Annotated in this window: 15 protein-coding genes and 1 tRNA gene; 13 read left to right on the top strand and 3 right to left on the bottom strand. The window is 72.5% G+C overall.

What is annotated here, in order from left to right:
• Positions 1 to 172 precede the first annotated feature (172 nt).
• The 10 genes from MUY22_RS49060 to MUY22_RS49015 all read left to right on the top strand — a co-directional run bounded on the left by MUY22_RS49060 (position 173) and on the right by MUY22_RS49015 (position 9258).
• Positions 173 to 505 carry a DUF6235 family protein gene (locus MUY22_RS49060; protein WP_247055490.1) on the top strand — a complete coding sequence of 111 codons (333 nt, stop codon included), beginning with the start codon at positions 173 to 175 and terminating at the stop codon, positions 503 to 505.
• A gap of 223 nt (positions 506 to 728) precedes the next feature.
• Positions 729 to 1214, top strand: a complete 486-nt coding sequence (locus MUY22_RS49055; RefSeq protein WP_371827720.1) for a DUF6423 family protein — start codon at positions 729 to 731, stop codon at positions 1212 to 1214.
• A gap of 28 nt (positions 1215 to 1242) precedes the next feature.
• Positions 1243 to 2553 carry an NAD(P)-binding protein gene (locus tag MUY22_RS49050; RefSeq protein ID WP_247055486.1) on the top strand — a complete coding sequence of 437 codons (1311 nt, stop codon included), beginning with the start codon at positions 1243 to 1245 and terminating at the stop codon, positions 2551 to 2553.
• Positions 2543 to 2995, top strand: coding sequence for a DUF6187 family protein (locus tag MUY22_RS49045; RefSeq protein ID WP_247055484.1), 453 nt, complete (start codon positions 2543 to 2545; stop codon positions 2993 to 2995). Before MUY22_RS49050 ends, MUY22_RS49045 begins: the two co-directional genes overlap by 11 nt.
• Positions 2967 to 3518, top strand: a complete 552-nt coding sequence (locus MUY22_RS49040; RefSeq protein ID WP_247055482.1) for a carboxymuconolactone decarboxylase family protein — start codon at positions 2967 to 2969, stop codon at positions 3516 to 3518. The genes MUY22_RS49045 and MUY22_RS49040 overlap by 29 nt, the downstream gene beginning before the upstream one ends.
• 145 nt (positions 3519 to 3663) lie before the next feature.
• Entirely contained in the window at positions 3664 to 4692 is a 1029-nt protein-coding gene (aroF, locus tag MUY22_RS49035; RefSeq protein ID WP_247055480.1) for a 3-deoxy-7-phosphoheptulonate synthase, read from the top strand.
• Between the two features lie 187 nt (positions 4693 to 4879).
• The gene (locus tag MUY22_RS49670) at positions 4880 to 6028 is read left to right on the top strand and encodes a nucleotide disphospho-sugar-binding domain-containing protein (RefSeq protein WP_305879352.1); all 1149 of its coding nucleotides are present in this window, start codon (positions 4880 to 4882) and stop codon (positions 6026 to 6028) included.
• 247 nt (positions 6029 to 6275) lie between these two features.
• Positions 6276 to 7454 (top strand): acyl-CoA dehydrogenase family protein, encoded by a 1179-nt coding sequence (locus tag MUY22_RS49025; protein ID WP_371827566.1) that lies wholly within the window; start codon positions 6276 to 6278, stop codon positions 7452 to 7454.
• 68 nt (positions 7455 to 7522) lie between these two features.
• Positions 7523 to 8542 carry an NAD-dependent epimerase/dehydratase family protein gene (locus MUY22_RS49020; RefSeq protein WP_247055478.1) on the top strand — a complete coding sequence of 340 codons (1020 nt, stop codon included), beginning with the start codon at positions 7523 to 7525 and terminating at the stop codon, positions 8540 to 8542.
• A gap of 386 nt (positions 8543 to 8928) precedes the next feature.
• Positions 8929 to 9258 (top strand): hypothetical protein, encoded by a 330-nt coding sequence (locus MUY22_RS49015; RefSeq protein ID WP_247055476.1) that lies wholly within the window; start codon positions 8929 to 8931, stop codon positions 9256 to 9258.
• An 801-nt stretch (positions 9259 to 10059) separates the two neighbouring features.
• On the opposite strand, the gene MUY22_RS49010 is transcribed toward MUY22_RS49015, so the two are convergent.
• Together MUY22_RS49010 and MUY22_RS49005 are read right to left on the bottom strand one after the other, a co-directional pair.
• A tRNA-Arg gene (locus tag MUY22_RS49010) sits at positions 10060 to 10136 on the bottom strand.
• A gap of 1043 nt (positions 10137 to 11179) precedes the next feature.
• The gene (locus tag MUY22_RS49005; RefSeq protein WP_247055474.1) at positions 11180 to 11563 is read right to left on the bottom strand and encodes a peptidase inhibitor family I36 protein; all 384 of its coding nucleotides are present in this window, start codon (positions 11561 to 11563) and stop codon (positions 11180 to 11182) included.
• Between the two features lie 306 nt (positions 11564 to 11869).
• Between MUY22_RS49005 and MUY22_RS49000 the strand changes: the two genes are divergently transcribed.
• A complete protein-coding gene (locus MUY22_RS49000) occupies positions 11870 to 13045 on the top strand; it encodes an MFS transporter (RefSeq protein WP_247055473.1) in 1176 nt (391 codons plus the stop codon).
• A 176-nt stretch (positions 13046 to 13221) separates the two neighbouring features.
• On the top strand, positions 13222 to 14412 hold the full coding sequence (locus tag MUY22_RS48995; protein ID WP_247055471.1) for a sensor histidine kinase: 1191 nt from the start codon (positions 13222 to 13224) through the stop codon (positions 14410 to 14412).
• Here the strand turns inward: MUY22_RS48995 and MUY22_RS48990 are convergent.
• Complete coding sequence (locus tag MUY22_RS48990; protein ID WP_247055469.1) at positions 14386 to 15024, bottom strand: phosphoglycerate mutase family protein; 639 nt, start codon at positions 15022 to 15024, stop codon at positions 14386 to 14388. The two genes, MUY22_RS48995 and MUY22_RS48990, sit on opposite strands and share 27 nt — an antisense overlap.
• A gap of 57 nt (positions 15025 to 15081) precedes the next feature.
• Between MUY22_RS48990 and MUY22_RS48985 the strand changes: the two genes are divergently transcribed.
• Entirely contained in the window at positions 15082 to 17100 is a 2019-nt protein-coding gene (locus MUY22_RS48985) for a cytochrome c oxidase assembly protein (protein ID WP_247055467.1), read from the top strand.
• Positions 17101 to 17145 lie beyond the last annotated feature (45 nt).

The following is a 17145-nucleotide window of genomic DNA, read 5'->3' as shown; positions in this document are numbered from 1 at the left end:
CGGGGGTGCCGGGCCCGCCCGGGCGCCGCAGCGCAAGTTCGGAGATGAGCCCGGCGGGTGTCCCGGGGCAAACTGGAAGCTGTTTGGGCCGGAGTGTCACCAGGGCCCGGCGGGCCGGGGCCCGCGGCCCGTCTCGGGTAACCCCGCGGACGTTTGGTTGGGAGGCCGGCGGATGGCGATGCGCCTCCAGCTCATCGAGGGAACCGAACTGCTCGACAAGTGGGCCGAATCGGCGTCACAGGCCCAGCGAAATGTCATGTACGAAGCATTGTTCGCCGTTGGCGACGGTTCCGCATTCCTCATTTACGACATTTTCGGCGATCCCGGGGACCGCGGTATTTTCGTGGTCGCGGTGCGGCCCGATCTGGTGCTCAAGGTCCTCCTGCGACGCGCGGACTCCTCGTTCGCGATTCGCTACGTCGGCCTGCCGGACAGCGAAGCCGCCGGTCTCGGCGGTGCGGTCGGGCCGCCTGTGGAGGAGCCCAGTAGCCCGGACGGTGGCTAGGCCGAACGGCCTAGCCACCGCGCCGCCGCCCGGCGGACGCGCGTCACGCTCTGTCGATGTGTTCCTCACCTTGACAGCGTCTCTCGGCGTGTGAAAGCCTTTTCGTGTTTGCGGGTCGGTCCGCATTCTGGGGGATCCTTGGTTAAAAGGAGGACGGATCATGTCGTCACCCGAGTTGCCCGGACTGGATGTCCACGGACGAGTGAGGGCCCGTGACATCCAGATGACCGGGACGGCCGATCTGAGCCGCCGCGTCCTGATGATCACCGGCGCCATCGACACGACCGACCACGACGTCTCGATCAGCGTCACCCTGCCGGAGCCGGGCCGCTGGCAGGTGATCAAGGCCGAGACGAACCTGACCGACCGCACGTGGGTGGCCATGCAGGCCGTGCTCGACGAGGACTCGACGTTCGTCGACGACCCCGGCACCGCGGTGATGTCCCCGCAGTTCGCGAAGAGCTTCATGACGCCGGACCAGCGCCGCCTCACCTTCTACGACGGTGAGGTCCGCCCGGGCGAAGCGGTGCTCAAGATGTATTCGATGGAGACGAACGGCCGCAAGCCGGGTTACTTCTACTCCCGGTACAGCCCGATCGCCTCCGACAGCGCCGAGCAGTCGGAAGCGACGCTGAGCCAGCTGGTCAGCGACGGGATGCAGCAGCGTCCGGTGATCGAGCTGATCGTGCCGATCACCGTCGTCGGTTGAGCCCGGCGGGCACGGCTGTGGGTGCCTCGTGATCAAGTTCGTGCCGGAGCCGCACCTGCTGGAGTCGCCACGCGGGCGTGACTGGCCGCGGCTGCCGCGCCCGGCCGTCCGCGACCGGCGCGAGGGGCCGGCGAACTCCGCCGAAGTCGTCATCGTCGGCGCGGGCCCGGCCGGGCTCGCGGTCGCGTCCGCGCTGTGGCACCACGGCGTGCGCGACGTCGTCATCGTCGACCGGGACGGCCGTCCGTGCGGCCGGTTCTTCGACCGGGTCGACCGGCTGGGCCAGCGGGTCCTCCGCTCACCCTACGAGCACCACCCCGGCGTCGAGGGGTACCGCGACTGCGAGCTGCTGGACTTCGCGCGGCTGCACTGGGCGCGCCTGAACGCCACCGAGCGGCGCGAGGTCCGGATGGCCCAGGCGGGGCACCGCTCGGTCGTGCCGGTCGACGTCTTCGAGGCCTACTGCGACCACCTGGCCACCAGCCACCACGTCACGGAGAACACCTGGCCGGGCTCGGTGCGCGAGGTGCTGCCGACCGACGACGCGGTGACCGTGCGCGCGAACCGGTTCACCGTGACCGCCCGGCACGCCGTGCTCTGCCTCGGCGAAGAACGACGTCCGGCGCCCGAAGCCTGGTGGGGCGGCGGCCGGCCGCCCGCCGGAGTGTCCTACTGGGACGAACCGGCGGCGCCGGGCGGGGAGAGCCAGGTCGTGGTCGGCGCCGGGCTCACCGCGGCGCACCTGATCGCCGGCGCGCTCGAGGCGGGCCGGCAGGTGCACTGGGTGGTCCGCGAGGCCGGCGAGCACTACCAGTGCGCCGACGTCAACTCCTCGTTCTTCCGCCCGGAGGGGCGGGCGCGCTTCGACGGCGTCGACCGGGCCGGGCGGCTGGACCTGATGCGCCGCTTCCGGCGGGCGTCCATCATGTTCGAGTTCCGGCCCCTGCTGCAGCAGGCCGAAGCCGACGGACGGCTGGTCGTGCACCGCGGCGAAGCGGTCAAGGAAGTCGACGCGGGCGTCGTCTGCCGGCTGGAGAGCGGCCGGACGATCAAGGCGGACACCGCCGTGCTGGCGCTGGGCACGACCCCGTCGATCGGCAGCGGCCTGCTGCCGTCGGCGGTCGTGGGCGAGCGCGACGGCTGGCCGGACCTGGACGAGCGGACGCTCCAGTACACCCGCGCCCCGCGCGTGTCGGTGGTGGGCGCGGCGGCCGGACTGGTGTTCGGCCCGGCCGCGCGCAACATCGACGGCCACCGGGTGGCGACCGCGCGGGTGGCCGCGTCGATCGCGCACGGCCTGCGCCACGGCCTGGTCCCGGCGGTGGCCGGTGCCCGATGACCTCCGGTTCGCGCTGGCCTCGATCGACGACCCGGACGGCACCGAGGTGGGCGTCATCCTGCTCGGCCTCGACGCGGAGCGGCTGCTGGCCGGCGTCGGATCCGCCCGGCTCGCCGACGCCGACACGGCGCTGGTCACCCAGGCCGTCGACCAGGCCCGGCACGAGGTGGCCGGTCCCCGTTACGCCGACCTGATCGCGGCCGGGCGGGCCCGCTGGCGCGCGGTCCGGGCGTCCCTCGCGAGCCTGCCCGTCGCGGCGAACCCGGCTTCCCCGCGGCGCGCCTGGGCCGAAACCGCCGCGCACGTCGCCGCCGCCGTCCCCGGCGCCGGACCGGCGTCCATCAGCTACCTGACCGCCTGCACGCTGCGTCGCCGGGAGGTCGACCGGCTCGCCGACGAACGAGGAGAACCCGATGTCCTACTTGAAGGCCCTGCCGGCTGAGACCGCCCTGCTGGACGTGTTCCGGGCCTACCCCGGCCCCGCCGGGCCGCTGCTGGACCTGCACGAGCAGGTGATGCGGGCCGAGTCCCCCTTCACCCCGGGGGAGCGGGAGCTGATCGCGGCGTACGTCTCGGGCCTCAACGGCTGCGACTACTGCCACGGCATCCACACGGTCACCGCGGAGGCGTTCGGCGTCCCCGAAGGGCTGCTCGCCGCCGCGGTGCAGGATCTCGACTCCGCGCCCGTCGACGAGAAGATGCGGCCGGTGCTCGCCTACGCCGGCAAGCTGACCCGCACGCCGTCCCGGGTGACCGAGGCCGACGCCGAAGCGGTGTTCGCCGCCGGCTGGGACGAGCGCGCGCTGCACGACGCGGTCCTGGTGTGCGCGCTGTTCAACTTCATGAACCGGATGGTCGAGGGTGTGGGGCTGCGCGCCGACGCGGCCTACGCCGAGGTGTCGGGCCGGCGGCTGCACGAAGTCGGCTACGCGGGCTTGGGGAAGGTGCTCGCCGCCGAGAGCTGAGCCGCGCGCCGCGGAGAATCGAGCACGACGGCGGGTGCGCAACCGTGGAGACGCAGCTAGCGGCCGCCCTGCCGGATGCTCGGTTCCTCGGGCCACCGCCACGGTGGTCGCGGCCGGCGGAAGGTGCGGAATCATGGTCGTCGTGATGGCTGCCGATGCCACGGAAAATGACGTCGAGGAAATCGTCGACCGGGTGGCGGCCGCGGGCGGCGAAGCCTTCGTCAGCCGCGGCGTGAGCCGGGTGGTCGTCGGGCTCGTCGGCGACGTCCACCGCTTCGAAACGCTGAACATCGGCGCGATGCCGGGCGTCCACAGCGTCACCCGCATCTCCGCCAAGTTCAAGCTGGTGAGCCTGGAGCACCACCCGCAACGGTCCACGGTGTACGTCCGCGGCGTGCCGATCGGCCCGGACACGGTGACCCTGATCGCCGGGCCGTGCGCGGTGGAGACCCCGGAGCAGACGCTCGAGGCGGCGCGGATGGCGCAGGCCGCGGGCGCGACCTTGCTGCGCGGCGGCGCGTTCAAGCCGCGCACGTCGCCCTACGCCTTCCAGGGCCTCGGCGAGCTGGGGCTGAAGATCCTGGCCGACGTGCGGGCCGAGACCGGTCTCCCGGTGGTCACCGAGGTGGTCTCCGCCCACGACGTCCCGATGGTCGCCCGGTACGCGGACATGCTGCAGATCGGCACCCGGAACATGCAGAACTTCGGGCTGCTGCAGGCGGTCGGCGAGGCCGGCAAGCCGGTGCTGCTCAAGCGCGGCATGAGCGCGAGCATCGAGGAATGGCTGATGGCCGCCGAGTACATCGCCCAGCGCGGCAACCTCGACATCGTGCTGTGCGAGCGGGGGATCCGCACGTTCGAGACCGCGACCCGCAACACCCTCGACATCTCCGCCGTTCCGGTGGTCCAGCGGCTTTCGCACCTGCCGGTGATGGTCGACCCGTCGCACTCCGGCGGGCGGCGCGACCTGGTGCTGCCCCTGTCGCGCGCGGCGGTCGCGGTCGGCGCGGACGGCGTGCTCGTCGACTGCCACCCCCACCCGGAGCAGGCACTCTGCGACGGCCCGCAGGCCCTCGTCGCCGAAGACCTGCGGATCCTGCAGAGCTCGCTGGAGGACCTCGCCGCCGTACTGGGCCGGCAGTCGCCGGCGTGGCGGACCCGCAGCGCCGGCTGAGCGGACCCGGGTGCGCGTCTGGATGTGCGGTCCCCCAAGGGATCGCGCACCCGGCGACCCAGCGCTTCGCCACGGGGGAGGGCATCTCCGGCGTTGCGAGCACGCAGCAGCCGCGAAGACGTGCCGGTGTGCCACCCGTTCCTAGTGTCGGGCAGGCACATCTCGGCGGCTCGACGGGGAGACACGCATGCGAGTACTGCTCACGTCCGCGGCCCTGTGCGGGCACTTCTACCCGCTCGTCCCCCTGGCGTGGACGTTTCGCGGCCTCGGCCACGAGGTGCTGGTGGCCGTCGCCGACGACTTCGTCCCCGAGGTGCTGCGGGCCGGGCTCCCCGCCGCCTCGTGCGGCCCCGCGGCGGACTTCGCCGGGCTCGCGGTCGGCGGCGCGACCGACCGGCTGTCCGCGCGGCGGTACGGCAACGGCCGGGTGTTCGGCCGCAACGCCGCGCGCAACCTGCCGGGCCTTCTGTCCATTGTGGACTCATGGCGGCCGGACCTGGTGCTCGGCGAGCGAGCGGAGGCGGCGGGCCCGGTGGCTGCCGCGGCGGCCGGCGTCCCCGCGGTCGAGCTGCAGTGGGGCATCCCGCTGTTGCGCGAGTACCGCATCGCGGCGGAGGACGAGCTCGAACCGCACCTGGACCGCCTGGGTGTGGCGGCCGCACCGCCGCCGATGACGGTGCTGAACCCGTGGCCGCCGAGCCTGCGCCGCTCGCACGCCGTGCGCCAGCGCCGGATGCGCAACGTGCCGTACGACGGCCAGGCCCGGGTGCCCAACTGGGTGTGGCAGCCGCGGAAGCGGCCACGGATCTGCCTCACCCTGGGCACCGTGCTGCCCCGGTTCGGTCCCGGCGGGGGAGCGGAGGTCGTCATGCCGATGCTGCACGCGCTCGCCCGCCTCGACGTCGAGGTGGTGGTGGCGGTCGAGGACGAGGTCGTCGCCGGCTGGCCCCCGCTGCCCGCAGTGGTGACCCACGCGGGCCGGCTGCCGCTGTCCCACGTCCTCCGGGCGTGCGACGTCACCGTCCACCACGGCGGCCAGGGCACATCCCTGACGGCCCTCGGAGTGGGCATCCCCCAGCTGGTGCTACCGGTGTTCGACGACCAGCTGGACAACGCGGCGGCCGTCGTGTTGTCGGGCGCCGGCCTGAGCCTGCCGCCGGGCGAGGCGGACCCGGCCGCGGTGGCCGACCGCTGCGCCGAGCTGCTCGAGAGGCAGGCGTTCCAGCAGGCCGCGGCGGCGATCGCCACGGAGATCGCGACTCAGCCATCCCTGGCGGCCGTGGCCGTCGACCTGACGGCCCTGGTGGGTCCAGCGCGCCGGCTGAACGCCGCGTGACACGGCTGACGGTTTCTGTTCCCCCTGGAGGCAGTCTGCCTTCCTCGCCGCGCTGTGAACCCGCGGGAGCCGGAGGGTGAATTCCCTTCGGCCGAACGAATCCCGAAGCTCCGGGCGGGCCCGGCGCACACGAGGAGACGTGCGAACCGGGTCCCCGAGGGCAGCCTGGAAGGGGAAGTTTTCCGGACGCCGGCCCGGTTTCGCGCGACTGGTGTTCCTTCTCGTCCGCTCCCTTTTGGAGGATATCTTGGCCACCACGATCCCGACGCGCGAGGAAATCGTGCGCAAGGTGTCGGACCTGCTCCCAACCCTGCGCAGCCGCGCGGCGTCGGCCGAGGAGAACCGGCGGCTGCCCGAGGAAACGATCGAGGCGCTGGCCGACGCCGGGGTCTTCAAGCTGCGTCGCCCCAAGCACTTCGGCGGGTACGAAGCGGACACCCGGACGATCACCGAGGTCGCCACCGAGCTCGGCCGCGGCTGCGGCTCCACCGCCTGGGTCGCGTCGGTGTACTGGATCCCGACCTGGATGGCGTGCCAGTTCCCGGACGACGTCCAGGAAGAGGTGTTCTCGACCCCGGACACGCGCATCTGCGGCACGCTGAGCCCGACCGCGATGGCCACGCCGGTCGACGGCGGCATCGTCGTGAACGGCAAATGGGGCTTCATCAGCGGTGCCCACCACGCGCAGTGGCAGGAGATCATCGCGATCCTGATCCCGGCGGACGGCGAGCCGTACCCGGTGACGGCGCTCGTGCCGATGTCGGACCTGCTGATCGTGGACGACTGGGACACCGCGGGCCTGCGCGGCACCGGCAGCGTCAGCACGTTCGCGAAGGACCTGTTCGTCCCGCAGGAGCGGGTGCTGCCGTTGCCGGTGGTGCTGTCCGGCCAGGGCGCGTCCCAGCGCAACGCGGACTCCCCGATCTACCGCCCCCCGCTGATGCCGGTCGCGGCGGCGTCCTCGACGGGCGCGATCGTCGGCATGGCCAAGGGGGCCATGGACGTCTTCCTGGACCGCCTGCCCGACCGCAAGATCACGTACACGAACTACGACAGCCAGCGCGAGGCGCCGATCACCCACTTCCAGGTGGCCGAGGCGACGCTCAAGCTCGACCAGGCCGCGTTCCACGCCTGGCGCGCGGGTGAGCTCGTGGACCGCAAGTCCGACGAGGGCACCGAGTGGAAGCTGGAGGAGCGGGCCCGCACCCGCGCCGACGTCGGCAGCGTGATCCAGCTGTCCAAGGAGGCCATCGGGATCCTCGCCAACGCCAGCGGCGGGACGTCCATCTACAAGGGAATCCCGATCCAGCGCATCAACCGCGACATCCTCGCGGTCAACCAGCACGCGCTGATGCACCCGAACACGAACTTCGAGCTGTACGGCCGCGTCCTGTGCGGCCTGGAGCCCAACACGCTGTACGTCTAGTCCCGGTCGAGACGGGGCCGCTACCCGCATCCGCGGGCAGCGGCCCCGTTCCGCTTCCTGGAGGTCCGATGTTGGTAGGCATCACGGGCGGCACGGGATACGTGGGCGCCCACTCGGCGGCGGCCGTGCTGCGGGCGGGCCACCGCGTCCGCTTCCTCGTCCGCGACGAGTCCGCAGTGGAGCGTGCGCTGGCGCCCCTCGGCGTGGACGCGGGAAACGTGGACGTCGTCACCGGCAACGTCCTGGACCGCTTCAGCGTGGACCGCCTGATCCGCGGCACGGACGCCGTGCTGCACGCGGCATCGGTCTATTCGTTCGACAGCCGAGCGCGCCACGAACTGGCCCGGACGAACGTCGCCGGCACGGAGCAGGTCCTGGAAACGGCCCGCCGGGCCGGAATCGGCCGCATCGTGTACGTGTCCAGCTTCGGAGCGCTGCTGCCGTCCCCTGGCAAGGTCCTGGACGCGGATTCCCCGGTCGGCCGCCCTCGCGAGCGGTACCTGGCGGCGAAGGCCGCGGCGGAGTCAGTGGCCCGCGCCCACCAGGAGGCGGGAGTCCCGCTGACGATCACCTACCCGCCGGCACTGCTGGGCCCCCACGACCCCAAGCTGGGCGACCAGGTGACGCGCCTCCGCAACACGTTGCGCCACTTGATGCCGATCTGGCCGACGGGCGGCCTCCCGATGGGCGACGTCCGCGACACAGCGTCCCTCCACGCGGCGTTGATCACGGGCACCGGCCCAGCCGGCGGCCGCCACTTCGGCCCCGGGCGGTACGTGAGCACCCGCGAGTTCATGGCAACGCTGCGAGAGGTGACGGGCCGGTCCCTACCCGCGATCCACCTCCCGGCCCGGGCGATGCTGCCGCTGGGCGCGCTGGTGGACTGGGCGCAACGAGCATGGCCGTGGCACATCCCGGCCGAGTACGGCGCGATCTACACGTGCGCCTGCGCGGCCCAGGTACCCGGGAGGCCGGGCCGCCCGCTGGCGGAGACGCTGGTCGACACGATCCGCTGGCTACACGGCGAGGGCCTGCTCCCAGGCCGAGCTGCAGGAGCCGCGGCAGCCGAGGGATTACGCGCGGCTTGAGGGGTGTGGAGCGCTCGGTCCCCGCGTCTGCGCATGCTTGCCTGCCGCGCCGGGACAGTTGCCGGACTTGGCCGCGTCCCGCTCGCCTGCCGCGCCGGGGAAGCCTGTTGGACTTCACCGCACCACGCTCGCCTGCTGCGCCGGGGATAGCTGCTGGACCTGAGCGCTTCGCGCTCGTCGGCCGCGCTAGGGAGGCCCGCCAGGCGGCTTGACCGCATCACGGTCGCGCGTCGCGCCGGGAAGGCCTGCTGGGCTTGACCGCTTCGCGCTCGCCTGCCGCGCTGGAGAAGCCTGCTGAGCTTGACCGCATCACGCTCGCCTGCCGCGCTGGGGATGGCTGCTGGGTCTGACCGCATCCCGTTCACCTGCCGTGTCAGGACGGCTTGTTGCCGGAACCACCCGCAAACGCCACCCCCTCTCAGGCCGCGGCCTGGTCGGCAGGACTCGACCGTTTCGCGCTCGTCGGCCGCGCCGGGACGCCTGCTGGACTCGACCGCATCGCGCTCGCCTGCCGCGATGGGACGCCTGCCGGATTCGACCGCATCGCGCTCGCCTGCCGCGCCGGGACGCCTGCTGGACTCGACCGCATCGCGCTCGCCTGCCGCGATGGGACGCCTGCCGGATTCGACCGCATCGCGCTCGCCTGCCGCGCCGGGAAAGCTTGCTGGTTGACCGCGCTGCGCTCGCCTCCCGCACCGGAGAAGCCTGCTGGTTGACCGCACCGCGCTCACCCGCCGCGCCAGGGGAGCGCTGCCGGACTTGGCCGCTTCACGCTCGCCTGCCGCGTGAGGGAAGTCCTCCCGGACTTCACTGCGCTGCCCTCGGCAGGCCCTGGCCGGCGGGCCCGACGCGGGCGAGAGACGCGACCGGTTCCGGTGGTCGACTTCTCTTCCCGATCTGTTGGCCCGCGTGCCGGAGCTGCAGCCTGGGGCGTGGCCCAGTGGCAGGGCGGGCCCGGATGGGCCGGTGGCTGCCGGGCAGTGTCAGGCGGCGTCCGATGTGGAGTGCGGGCCCTCCGTTGCCTGCTCGGGCGTTCGGGGATCGGGGTCGGCGGTGGGTGGGGTGCGCTCGGCCAGGTATCGGAGTTTCGTCAGGTGGCGTCGGACCAAGCCTGCGCGGCGGGCTTCGTCGAAGGCTGTGCGGGTGATGGCGTTCTCCCTTCGCCGGCGGTGGCGGCCGCCTGGGGGTTCCTGGTTCACCGTGGGCGTCTTCCTTTCTGCGTTTCGCTTGATCTGCTTGCTCAGCGGGCGTTGGCCTGATCGCTCGGCGTGACGGTTCGGCTGCGGAAGGGCGCGAGCGACCGCCCAGCCGGTCAGGTAACAAGGTTGTCTCGGATGGGTTCGGCCGGGGAGCGTTGGGCCACCTGGACGCACACGCGGTGCGACTTCCGGGCTCAGGCAACCGGGAACGAAAACGGTGACCGTCCACAGTGGGAGCACGGCCGAGAAGGGGCGGTGTGGGGCCGATCACTTCGCGCGGTGGACGTCGTGCGCGCTCGCGCACGACGTCTTCCCTGGTGGCGCCCCCGGCAGGACTCGAACCTGCGACCTAGAGATTAGAAGGCTCTTGCTCTATCCAGCTGAGCTACGAGGGCCCGCGCCGACGGACCGCGCCGACCGTGCCGGTCGCCCGGCATCGGCAGCTTAGTCGTCGCCATCCTCTCGATCGTTCGACACCGGCGAATCGTTTCAGGTCTCGTTCGACGGAATTTCGGAGTTCGGCGGCGTCGAGGTCAAAGCGGTGCGGCGCCCCGAGGTCGCGGGCCGGTGCGCGAAAGTGGTGCGGACCTTTCCGCGCGGTGGTCGAGGATCCGCGGGTTCCACCCGGTCGGGTGAGGTCCCGGCCGTGGGGCCGGGAGGGTGTGGCGGGGCATGTTTGTTCGACCCTTTCGAGGAGCGGCGCGCGGACTGCCGGTGACGCGCGGGAGCTGGCTGGTGGAGGTGCTTCGGACTGTCAGGCTGGCGGCGCGGGCGATCGGCCTGGCGCCGTGAGTCGGGTGTGGTCACCGGTCGGGATGGTTGCGGGCTTGCTCGCCCCTGGTGGCCGGGGCTTGTGGACGACTGGTGGTGCGCCGGGGCCTTGGCCGCTGGGTGTCTGCGGCGCCTGGGTGGTGGGCCCGTGGGCGCGCCCTGCCGCTGGGCGCGCCCACGGGTGGGGCCGCTTCGGGGCAAGCGGCCCCCCGGGGCTCGGCTGTCGCCTGGCGAGCCGGCTCGCTCCATGGAGCTGGCGGTCTGCCGGGCCCTGGTCGGGGGTTGCCGCTCCTGAGGTCGCGCGAGACGGCTCGGGAGCAGCAGGTGGTCGCAGAGGACCACGTTCGGTGGCTTCGCTGGGAAACGCTGGTTCGTGGCCGGGCGGCCACGGCTGGACGTTTGATGCGTCCGGGTCCTGGCCGCGGTCGGCTTGGCCTTGGGCGCAGACCAGGCGCTGAAAGGATCGCGCGAGGTGTGGTCCTGTCCGGTGCTGCGGTCGGATCGGCTGAGTCTTGGTCACGGGCACACGCCGGGCTTTCGCCCGATCGCGTGGAGTCCGGTCCGGCAGGCTGGTCGCGTGGGCCGCGGTCGAGGGCGCCGTCTCTGGTGCTGAGCGCGGGCTGCTTGCCGGGCTCGGTGGTCGGCTGCGTGGACCGCGGCCCGCGGGCTACTCCCAGATCTTGATCGCGCGGACCACGAACGGGGAGTTCGGGACGTACGTTCCCGCACCCGGGTAGGTGATGAAGTCGCCCTCTGTTGTGCATTCCTCGCTCTGGTAGACCGTGACGTCGCGGCTCATCAGGTTGACGAACGACGATCCGTCGAATCCCTCGGGCAGGGGAATGCAGTCCTCCGGATTCGCGGTGCGCAGGTCGAAACGCTGGGCGTCACCCGAATAGTGGTCGGCCGACCAGATGCAGAATTCGCCCTTCTTGCAGACCGGGTCCGGCTGGGACGGGGCGGCCTGGGCGACTCCGGCGCTGGTCAGGAGGCCGATCGTGGCCAGGAGCAGCAGGTGCGGCAGGCGGGCGCGGAGGCGGCGTGAAGACATCGTGGATCCCCTCGGGAGTGCGGCCGGTGGGCCGCGGTGAATGTGTGATTCCAGATTGGCGGGTTTGCGGGGAGTTGTCAGTACGCACTTTTGAATCTGTGGACAACGGACGGAAACGAGAATGGTTGTCCACAGATCCGCGAATGGTCTTGATCAACAGGCGTGGCAGTGCTAGGCGCGCGCTGTGCTGGCGCGGATCACCAGCTCCACCGGCACTTCGGCGGGGCCGCCCGGTCCTCGGCGCAGCCTTCTTGCCTCAGCGTGACCGAGGCGCTTCAGTCACGCTGAGGCAAGAAAGGGGGTCCGATGCGGGATCGGGTCGCGGTGTTCACCGTGTTCGCGCTCAACGGGCTGGCCCTGGGCTCCTGGGCCTCGCGCACGCCCGCCCTGTCCGCGCACGTGCACGCCTCACCAGGGGTTTTCGGGCTCGCGCTGCTGGGCGCCAGCGTCGGCATGCTCGCCGCCGCGTCCGTTGCCGGGCGGCTTGTCGAACGGGTCGGCGCCCGGGCGGTCGTCGCCGGGAGCACCGTGCTCGCCGCCGGCTCGCTGGTGCTGATCGGGTACGCGCCGGACGTGCCGCTGCTGGCCGGTGCGCTGCTCGTGATCGGGGTCAGCGTCGGGCTGCTCGACGTCGCGATGAACGTCGCCGCGGTCGCCGTCGAACGGCGCGTCGGCGTGGCGATCATGCCGGTGTTCCACGCCGGGTTCAGCTTCGGCGCGCTCGCCGGGTCGCTGGCCGCGGGCCTCGCCGCCGGGCACGGCTGGTCGCCGGCGCGTCACCTGACCGTCGCCGCGATCGTCGCTGTGCTGGTGCTGCTGGTCGTGGTCCGCGCTGTCCCCGGCAGCCGGCCCGAGCAGGCGAAAGACGCCGCACCGGGCCGGGCGCCCATCCGGCGTCCGGTGCTGTGGCTGCTCGCCGCGGTCGCGCTGTGCTCGGCCATCGCCGAGGGCGCCTCGTCGGACTGGTCCGCGTTGCTGATGACGGCCGAACGCGGGGTCGGCCCGGGCGCCGCGGCGCTGGCGTTCGCCGGGTTCCAGCTGGTCATGGCCCTGTCCCGGCTCGCGGGGGCGTGGGCGCAACGCCGCTTCGGCCCGACGCGCTGCCTCGTCGTGGGGTCCGCGCTCGCCGCGATCGGGCTGCTCGCGACGGCCACCGTGCCCGTCGCCGCGGTGGGTTACCTCGGGTTCGCGCTCGCCGGGGCCGGGCTCGCCGCGTCGTTCCCGCTCGCGCTGAGCCTCGCGGGTGACGCCGGGAAGCGCGGGGACGGCACCGGCGGTGAGCGTGAGATCGGCTTCGTCTCGGCCATCGCCTACACCGGTTTCCTCGGCGGTCCGCCGGTCATCGGCGGCATCGCGCAGGTGAGCGGCTACAGCGTGGCCTTCGTGTTCGTCGCGCTCGTGGCGGCCCTGATCCTGCCCGCCGCGCTGGCCGCCCGCCGGTCGCGACGGCGCGAGGACGCGGCCGCGATCGTCGGCCGCTAGCCGTTCCCGATGCGAAATCCGTGCCGCCAACCGGGTTTCAGCCACGCCCCGGGCGTTGACAGGCTCGCGGTGCGAGAGGCAAGCTGAGCCCCGTCGGTAAACTGAAATGAATACGGCGACGTTTCCATTTCAGGTCGGCTGATCGGGGTAGGGGCCTCGGTCGCGGGAGGGACGTCGTGAGGGTTGTACTGCTCGGCGGCGCGGGGGCGCTCGCCGGCGTGAGCGGGCGCTTCGGGCCCGGGCTTTCGCTGGTCCAGGGCGCCGTACCGCGGCTCGTGCTGATCCCGGTCGTGTTCCGGCTGGCGCTGTTCGTGCAGGTGGTGTGGGCCGCGGACACCGTCACCACGCCCGTGCTCTGGTTCGGCGTGGCCGGCTACCTGGTGCCGAACCTCCTCGAGATCGCCTGGGTCTTCCGCCGCACCACCGGCATCCGGCCGGTCCTGGCCGCCGACACCACGTACACGGTGGTCACCAGCGTGGCCGCGGCCTTGTTCGCGGCGCACCCGTCCTTCGCCGACCTCCTGACCCTGACCTGGCCGAACATCATGGGCACGGTCATGATCTGGACGCTCCTGCGCGGCGCGCTCGCCGGTGGCGCCGCGATCGCCGCGGCGGTGCTCCTGCGGTACGTGCTGGCCGCGCTGTCCGGCACGGCGGCGCCCGCGACGTGGATCCTGCTCGCGCTGGTCGCCGCGGCGGCGACGTCGCTGGCCATCGTGGTGCTGGTCGCCGGGTCGATGCGGTTCGCGCTCGGGCTGGGCGAGCAGCGCGGCCGGGCCGCCGAACGCGAACGGCACCGCCGCGACGTCCACGACACCGTGCTGCAGGTGATGGAGGCGCTCGCGCTGCCCTCGCCCGGCGACCTGCGCGACCCCGGCGCCAGCCTCGACCAGGTCCGCCGCACCGCCCGCGCGCACGCCCTGCGCCTGCGGCTGAGCCTCGAAGGCGACGCGCCGGCCGAGCCGGGTGGCCTGGAGCACCGGCTCGGCGCGCTGGCGGTCGAGATGACGGCCGAGGGGCTGCGGGTCGACCTCGTGGTGCTCGCGAAGGTCACCGACGTCCCCGAAAGCCTCGTGAACGCGCTTCACGACGCCGCCCGCGAAGCCTTGCGAAACACCTTGAAGCACGCGAGGACGCCTCGAGCTGTGGTGTGCCTCGAAGAGACCGGAGGCGTCGTGACGGTGTCCGTGCGCGACCACGGGACGGGCTTCGACCTCGGCGCCCGCCGCGCCGGGTTCGGCATCGAGAACTCGATCCACGCGCGGCTCGCGGAGATCGGCGGCGCGGCCCGGATCGACTCGGCGCCCGGCCAGGGCACCCGCGTCGTGCTGAGCGCCCCGCTAGAGCTGCGTTTCCCCGTCGGGTGAGTCCCGCCACTGGCCGAACGGCCGGTCGAGCGTCCACTTCCCGTCGTGCTCCTCGAGCACGCGGTATTCGCAGGTCCCGGGGTTGGACAGCGACTCGAAGAGTTCGACGCTCCAGCCGAACAACCGGCGGCACAGCAGCCGCAGCGTGAGGCCGTGCGAGACGATCAGCACCGTCTCCGGGTGACGTTCGTCGCGCCGCTGCAGGTCGGAGAGGAACCCGGCGACGCGGTCGTCGACGTCGGCGCCGGACTCGCCGAAGGGCAGCCGGTAGTAGAAGTGCCCGAACTCGTTGCGCCGCGCCTTCTGGACCTCCTGGTCGGCCGGGTCCTGGAGGTTGCCCCAGTCCTGCTCGCGCAGCCGCGGCTCCTGCAGCAGCCGGTCGCACGAGGCCTCGATGTCCAGCAGCCGCAACGTCTCCCGGGTGCGCAGGTAGGGGCTGACGTACACCGCGGGCCGCGCGCCGCCGAGCAGCCGGGCGATCTCCGGCGCCACCGCGGCGGCCTGCTCGCGGCCCGCGTCGGTCAGCGGCAGGGCGTGGTCGGGGATCCGCGTGTAGGCGCGCTCGTCGACGTTGCCGAGCGACTCGGCGTGCCGCAGCAGGATCATCTTCACGCACTCCATCCTGCCCGTCACACGGACGTCACCGCGGCTGGGCATACCCTCTGGGACGTGTCCAGCGAGCCCGTGACGAAATCCGGCGTGCCCCCGCGTCGCCGGGCCAGTGTGCTGCCCCTGCTCTCGGTCGGCGTGCTGCTGGCGGCCGTCGTCGCCGTCGGGCTGATCGCGCTGACCGGCGGCGCCGGTTACGTCATCGCGGGCCTGCCGGACCCCGGGCTGGTCACCAAGTACGGCATCACCGTCGTGCGCGTGCTGTCCGAGGCCGCGTCCGTGATCTGCGTCGGTTCGCTGCTGCTGGCGGCGTTCCTGGTGCCGCCGCAGAAGTCCGGCACGCTGGGTCCCGAGGGCTACGGCGCGCTGCGCGCCGCCGGGATCGCCGCCTGGGTGTGGTTCGCCGCGGCCCTGCTTTCGGTCGCCTTCACCGCCGCCGACACCGCCGGGAAGCCGTTCGGCGACGTCCTGGACCCGCAGACGCTGCTCGACCTCGTCGGCGCCATCGAGCAGCCCAAGGCGTGGCTGTGGACGGCCCTGATCGCCGTGCTCGTCGCGCTCGGCTGCCGGCTCGCGCTGTCCTGGGGCTGGACGGCGGTGCTGTTCTTCCTGGCCGTCGGCGGGCTGGTCCCGGTCGCCGTCACCGGCCACTCGGCCAGCGGTGGCTCGCACGACGTCGCCACCAACAGCCTGCTGTTCCACCTGGTCGCCGCGTCGCTCTGGGTCGGCGGGCTGATCGCGCTACTGGCGCTGGGCTACCGGCGCGGGGCGCACCTGAGCCTGGCCGCGCAGCGGTTCTCGCGCCTGGCGCTGGTCTGCTGGATCGTGATGGCGATCTCCGGCGTGATCAACGCGCTGGTCCGGATCGGCCTGAACGACCTGTTCACCACCGACTACGGCCTCCTGGTCGTCGCCAAGACGGTGGCCCTGCTGCTGCTCGGCGTCTTCGGCCACCAGCAGCGCCGCAAGGGCGTCGCGGACCTCGTCGACGGCAGGGGCGGCGGGCAGCTGCTGCGCCTGGCCGCGGTCGAGATCCTCATCATGTTCGTCACGCTCGGCATCGCCAGCGGGCTCGCCAGGACGCCGCCCCCGGCCGACGCGGTCACCCAGCCGTCCACGACCGAGCTGCTGATCGGCTACAACCTCGACGGCGAGCCGACGCTGTGGCGGCTGCTCTTCGACACCCGCTTCGACCTCATTTACGGCACCGCGGCCCTCGTCTTCGGCGTGCTGTACCTGGCCGGCGTCCGGCGGCTGCTGCGCCGCGGCGACACCTGGCCGGCCGGCCGCACGGTCGCCTGGATCGCCGGCTGCGTGGTGCTGCTGATCGCGACGTCGTCGGGCATCGGCCGCTACTCGCCCGCCATGTTCAGCGTCCACATGGGCAGCCACATGCTGCTCTCGATGGTGACGCCGGTGCTGTTCGTGCTGGGTGGCCCGGTGACGCTCGCGTTGCGCGCGCTGCCCGCCGCGGGCAAGGACGACCCGCCGGGGCCGCGCGAGTGGCTCGTGGCCTTCGTGCACTCCCCGGTGTCGCGGTTCCTGACCCACCCGGTGGTCGCGCTGGCGCTGTTCGTCGGCTCGTTCTACGCGCTGTACTTCTCGGGGCTGTTCGACAACGCGCTGAGCTACCACTGGGCGCACCTGGTGATGAACGCACACTTCCTGCTCGCCGGGTACGTCTTCTACTGGCCGGTGATCGGCGTCGACCCGGCGCCGCGGCGGCTGCCGTACCTCGCCCGGCTCGGGATGATGTTCGCCGCGATGCCGTTCCACGCGTTCTTCGGCGTGATCCTGATGAGCAAGCAGACCGTGATCGGGCAGGCGTTCTACAGCCAGCTGCACCTGCCGTGGGTCTCCGACCTGCTGACCGACCAGCGGCTCGGCGGCGGCATCGCGTGGGCCGCCGGCGAGATCCCGGTGCTGCTGGTGCTGATCGCGCTGCTGGTGCAGTGGGCGCGTCAGGACGAGCGCGAGGCGAAGCGGCGCGACCGGCGCGAAGCGGTGACCGGCGACGAGGAACTCAACGCCTACAACGCGATGCTGAAGAACATGGCCGACGGGAAGCGCGCCGAATAGTCTCGACTTCCGGTTGAGCTTGAGACTCCGGCGATCGGCCGTTCC

The sequence above is a fragment of the Amycolatopsis sp. WQ 127309 genome (genome assembly GCF_023023025.1).
Taxonomy (GTDB): domain Bacteria; phylum Actinomycetota; class Actinomycetes; order Mycobacteriales; family Pseudonocardiaceae; genus Amycolatopsis.
This window is presented reverse-complemented; position numbering and strand designations above follow the sequence as displayed.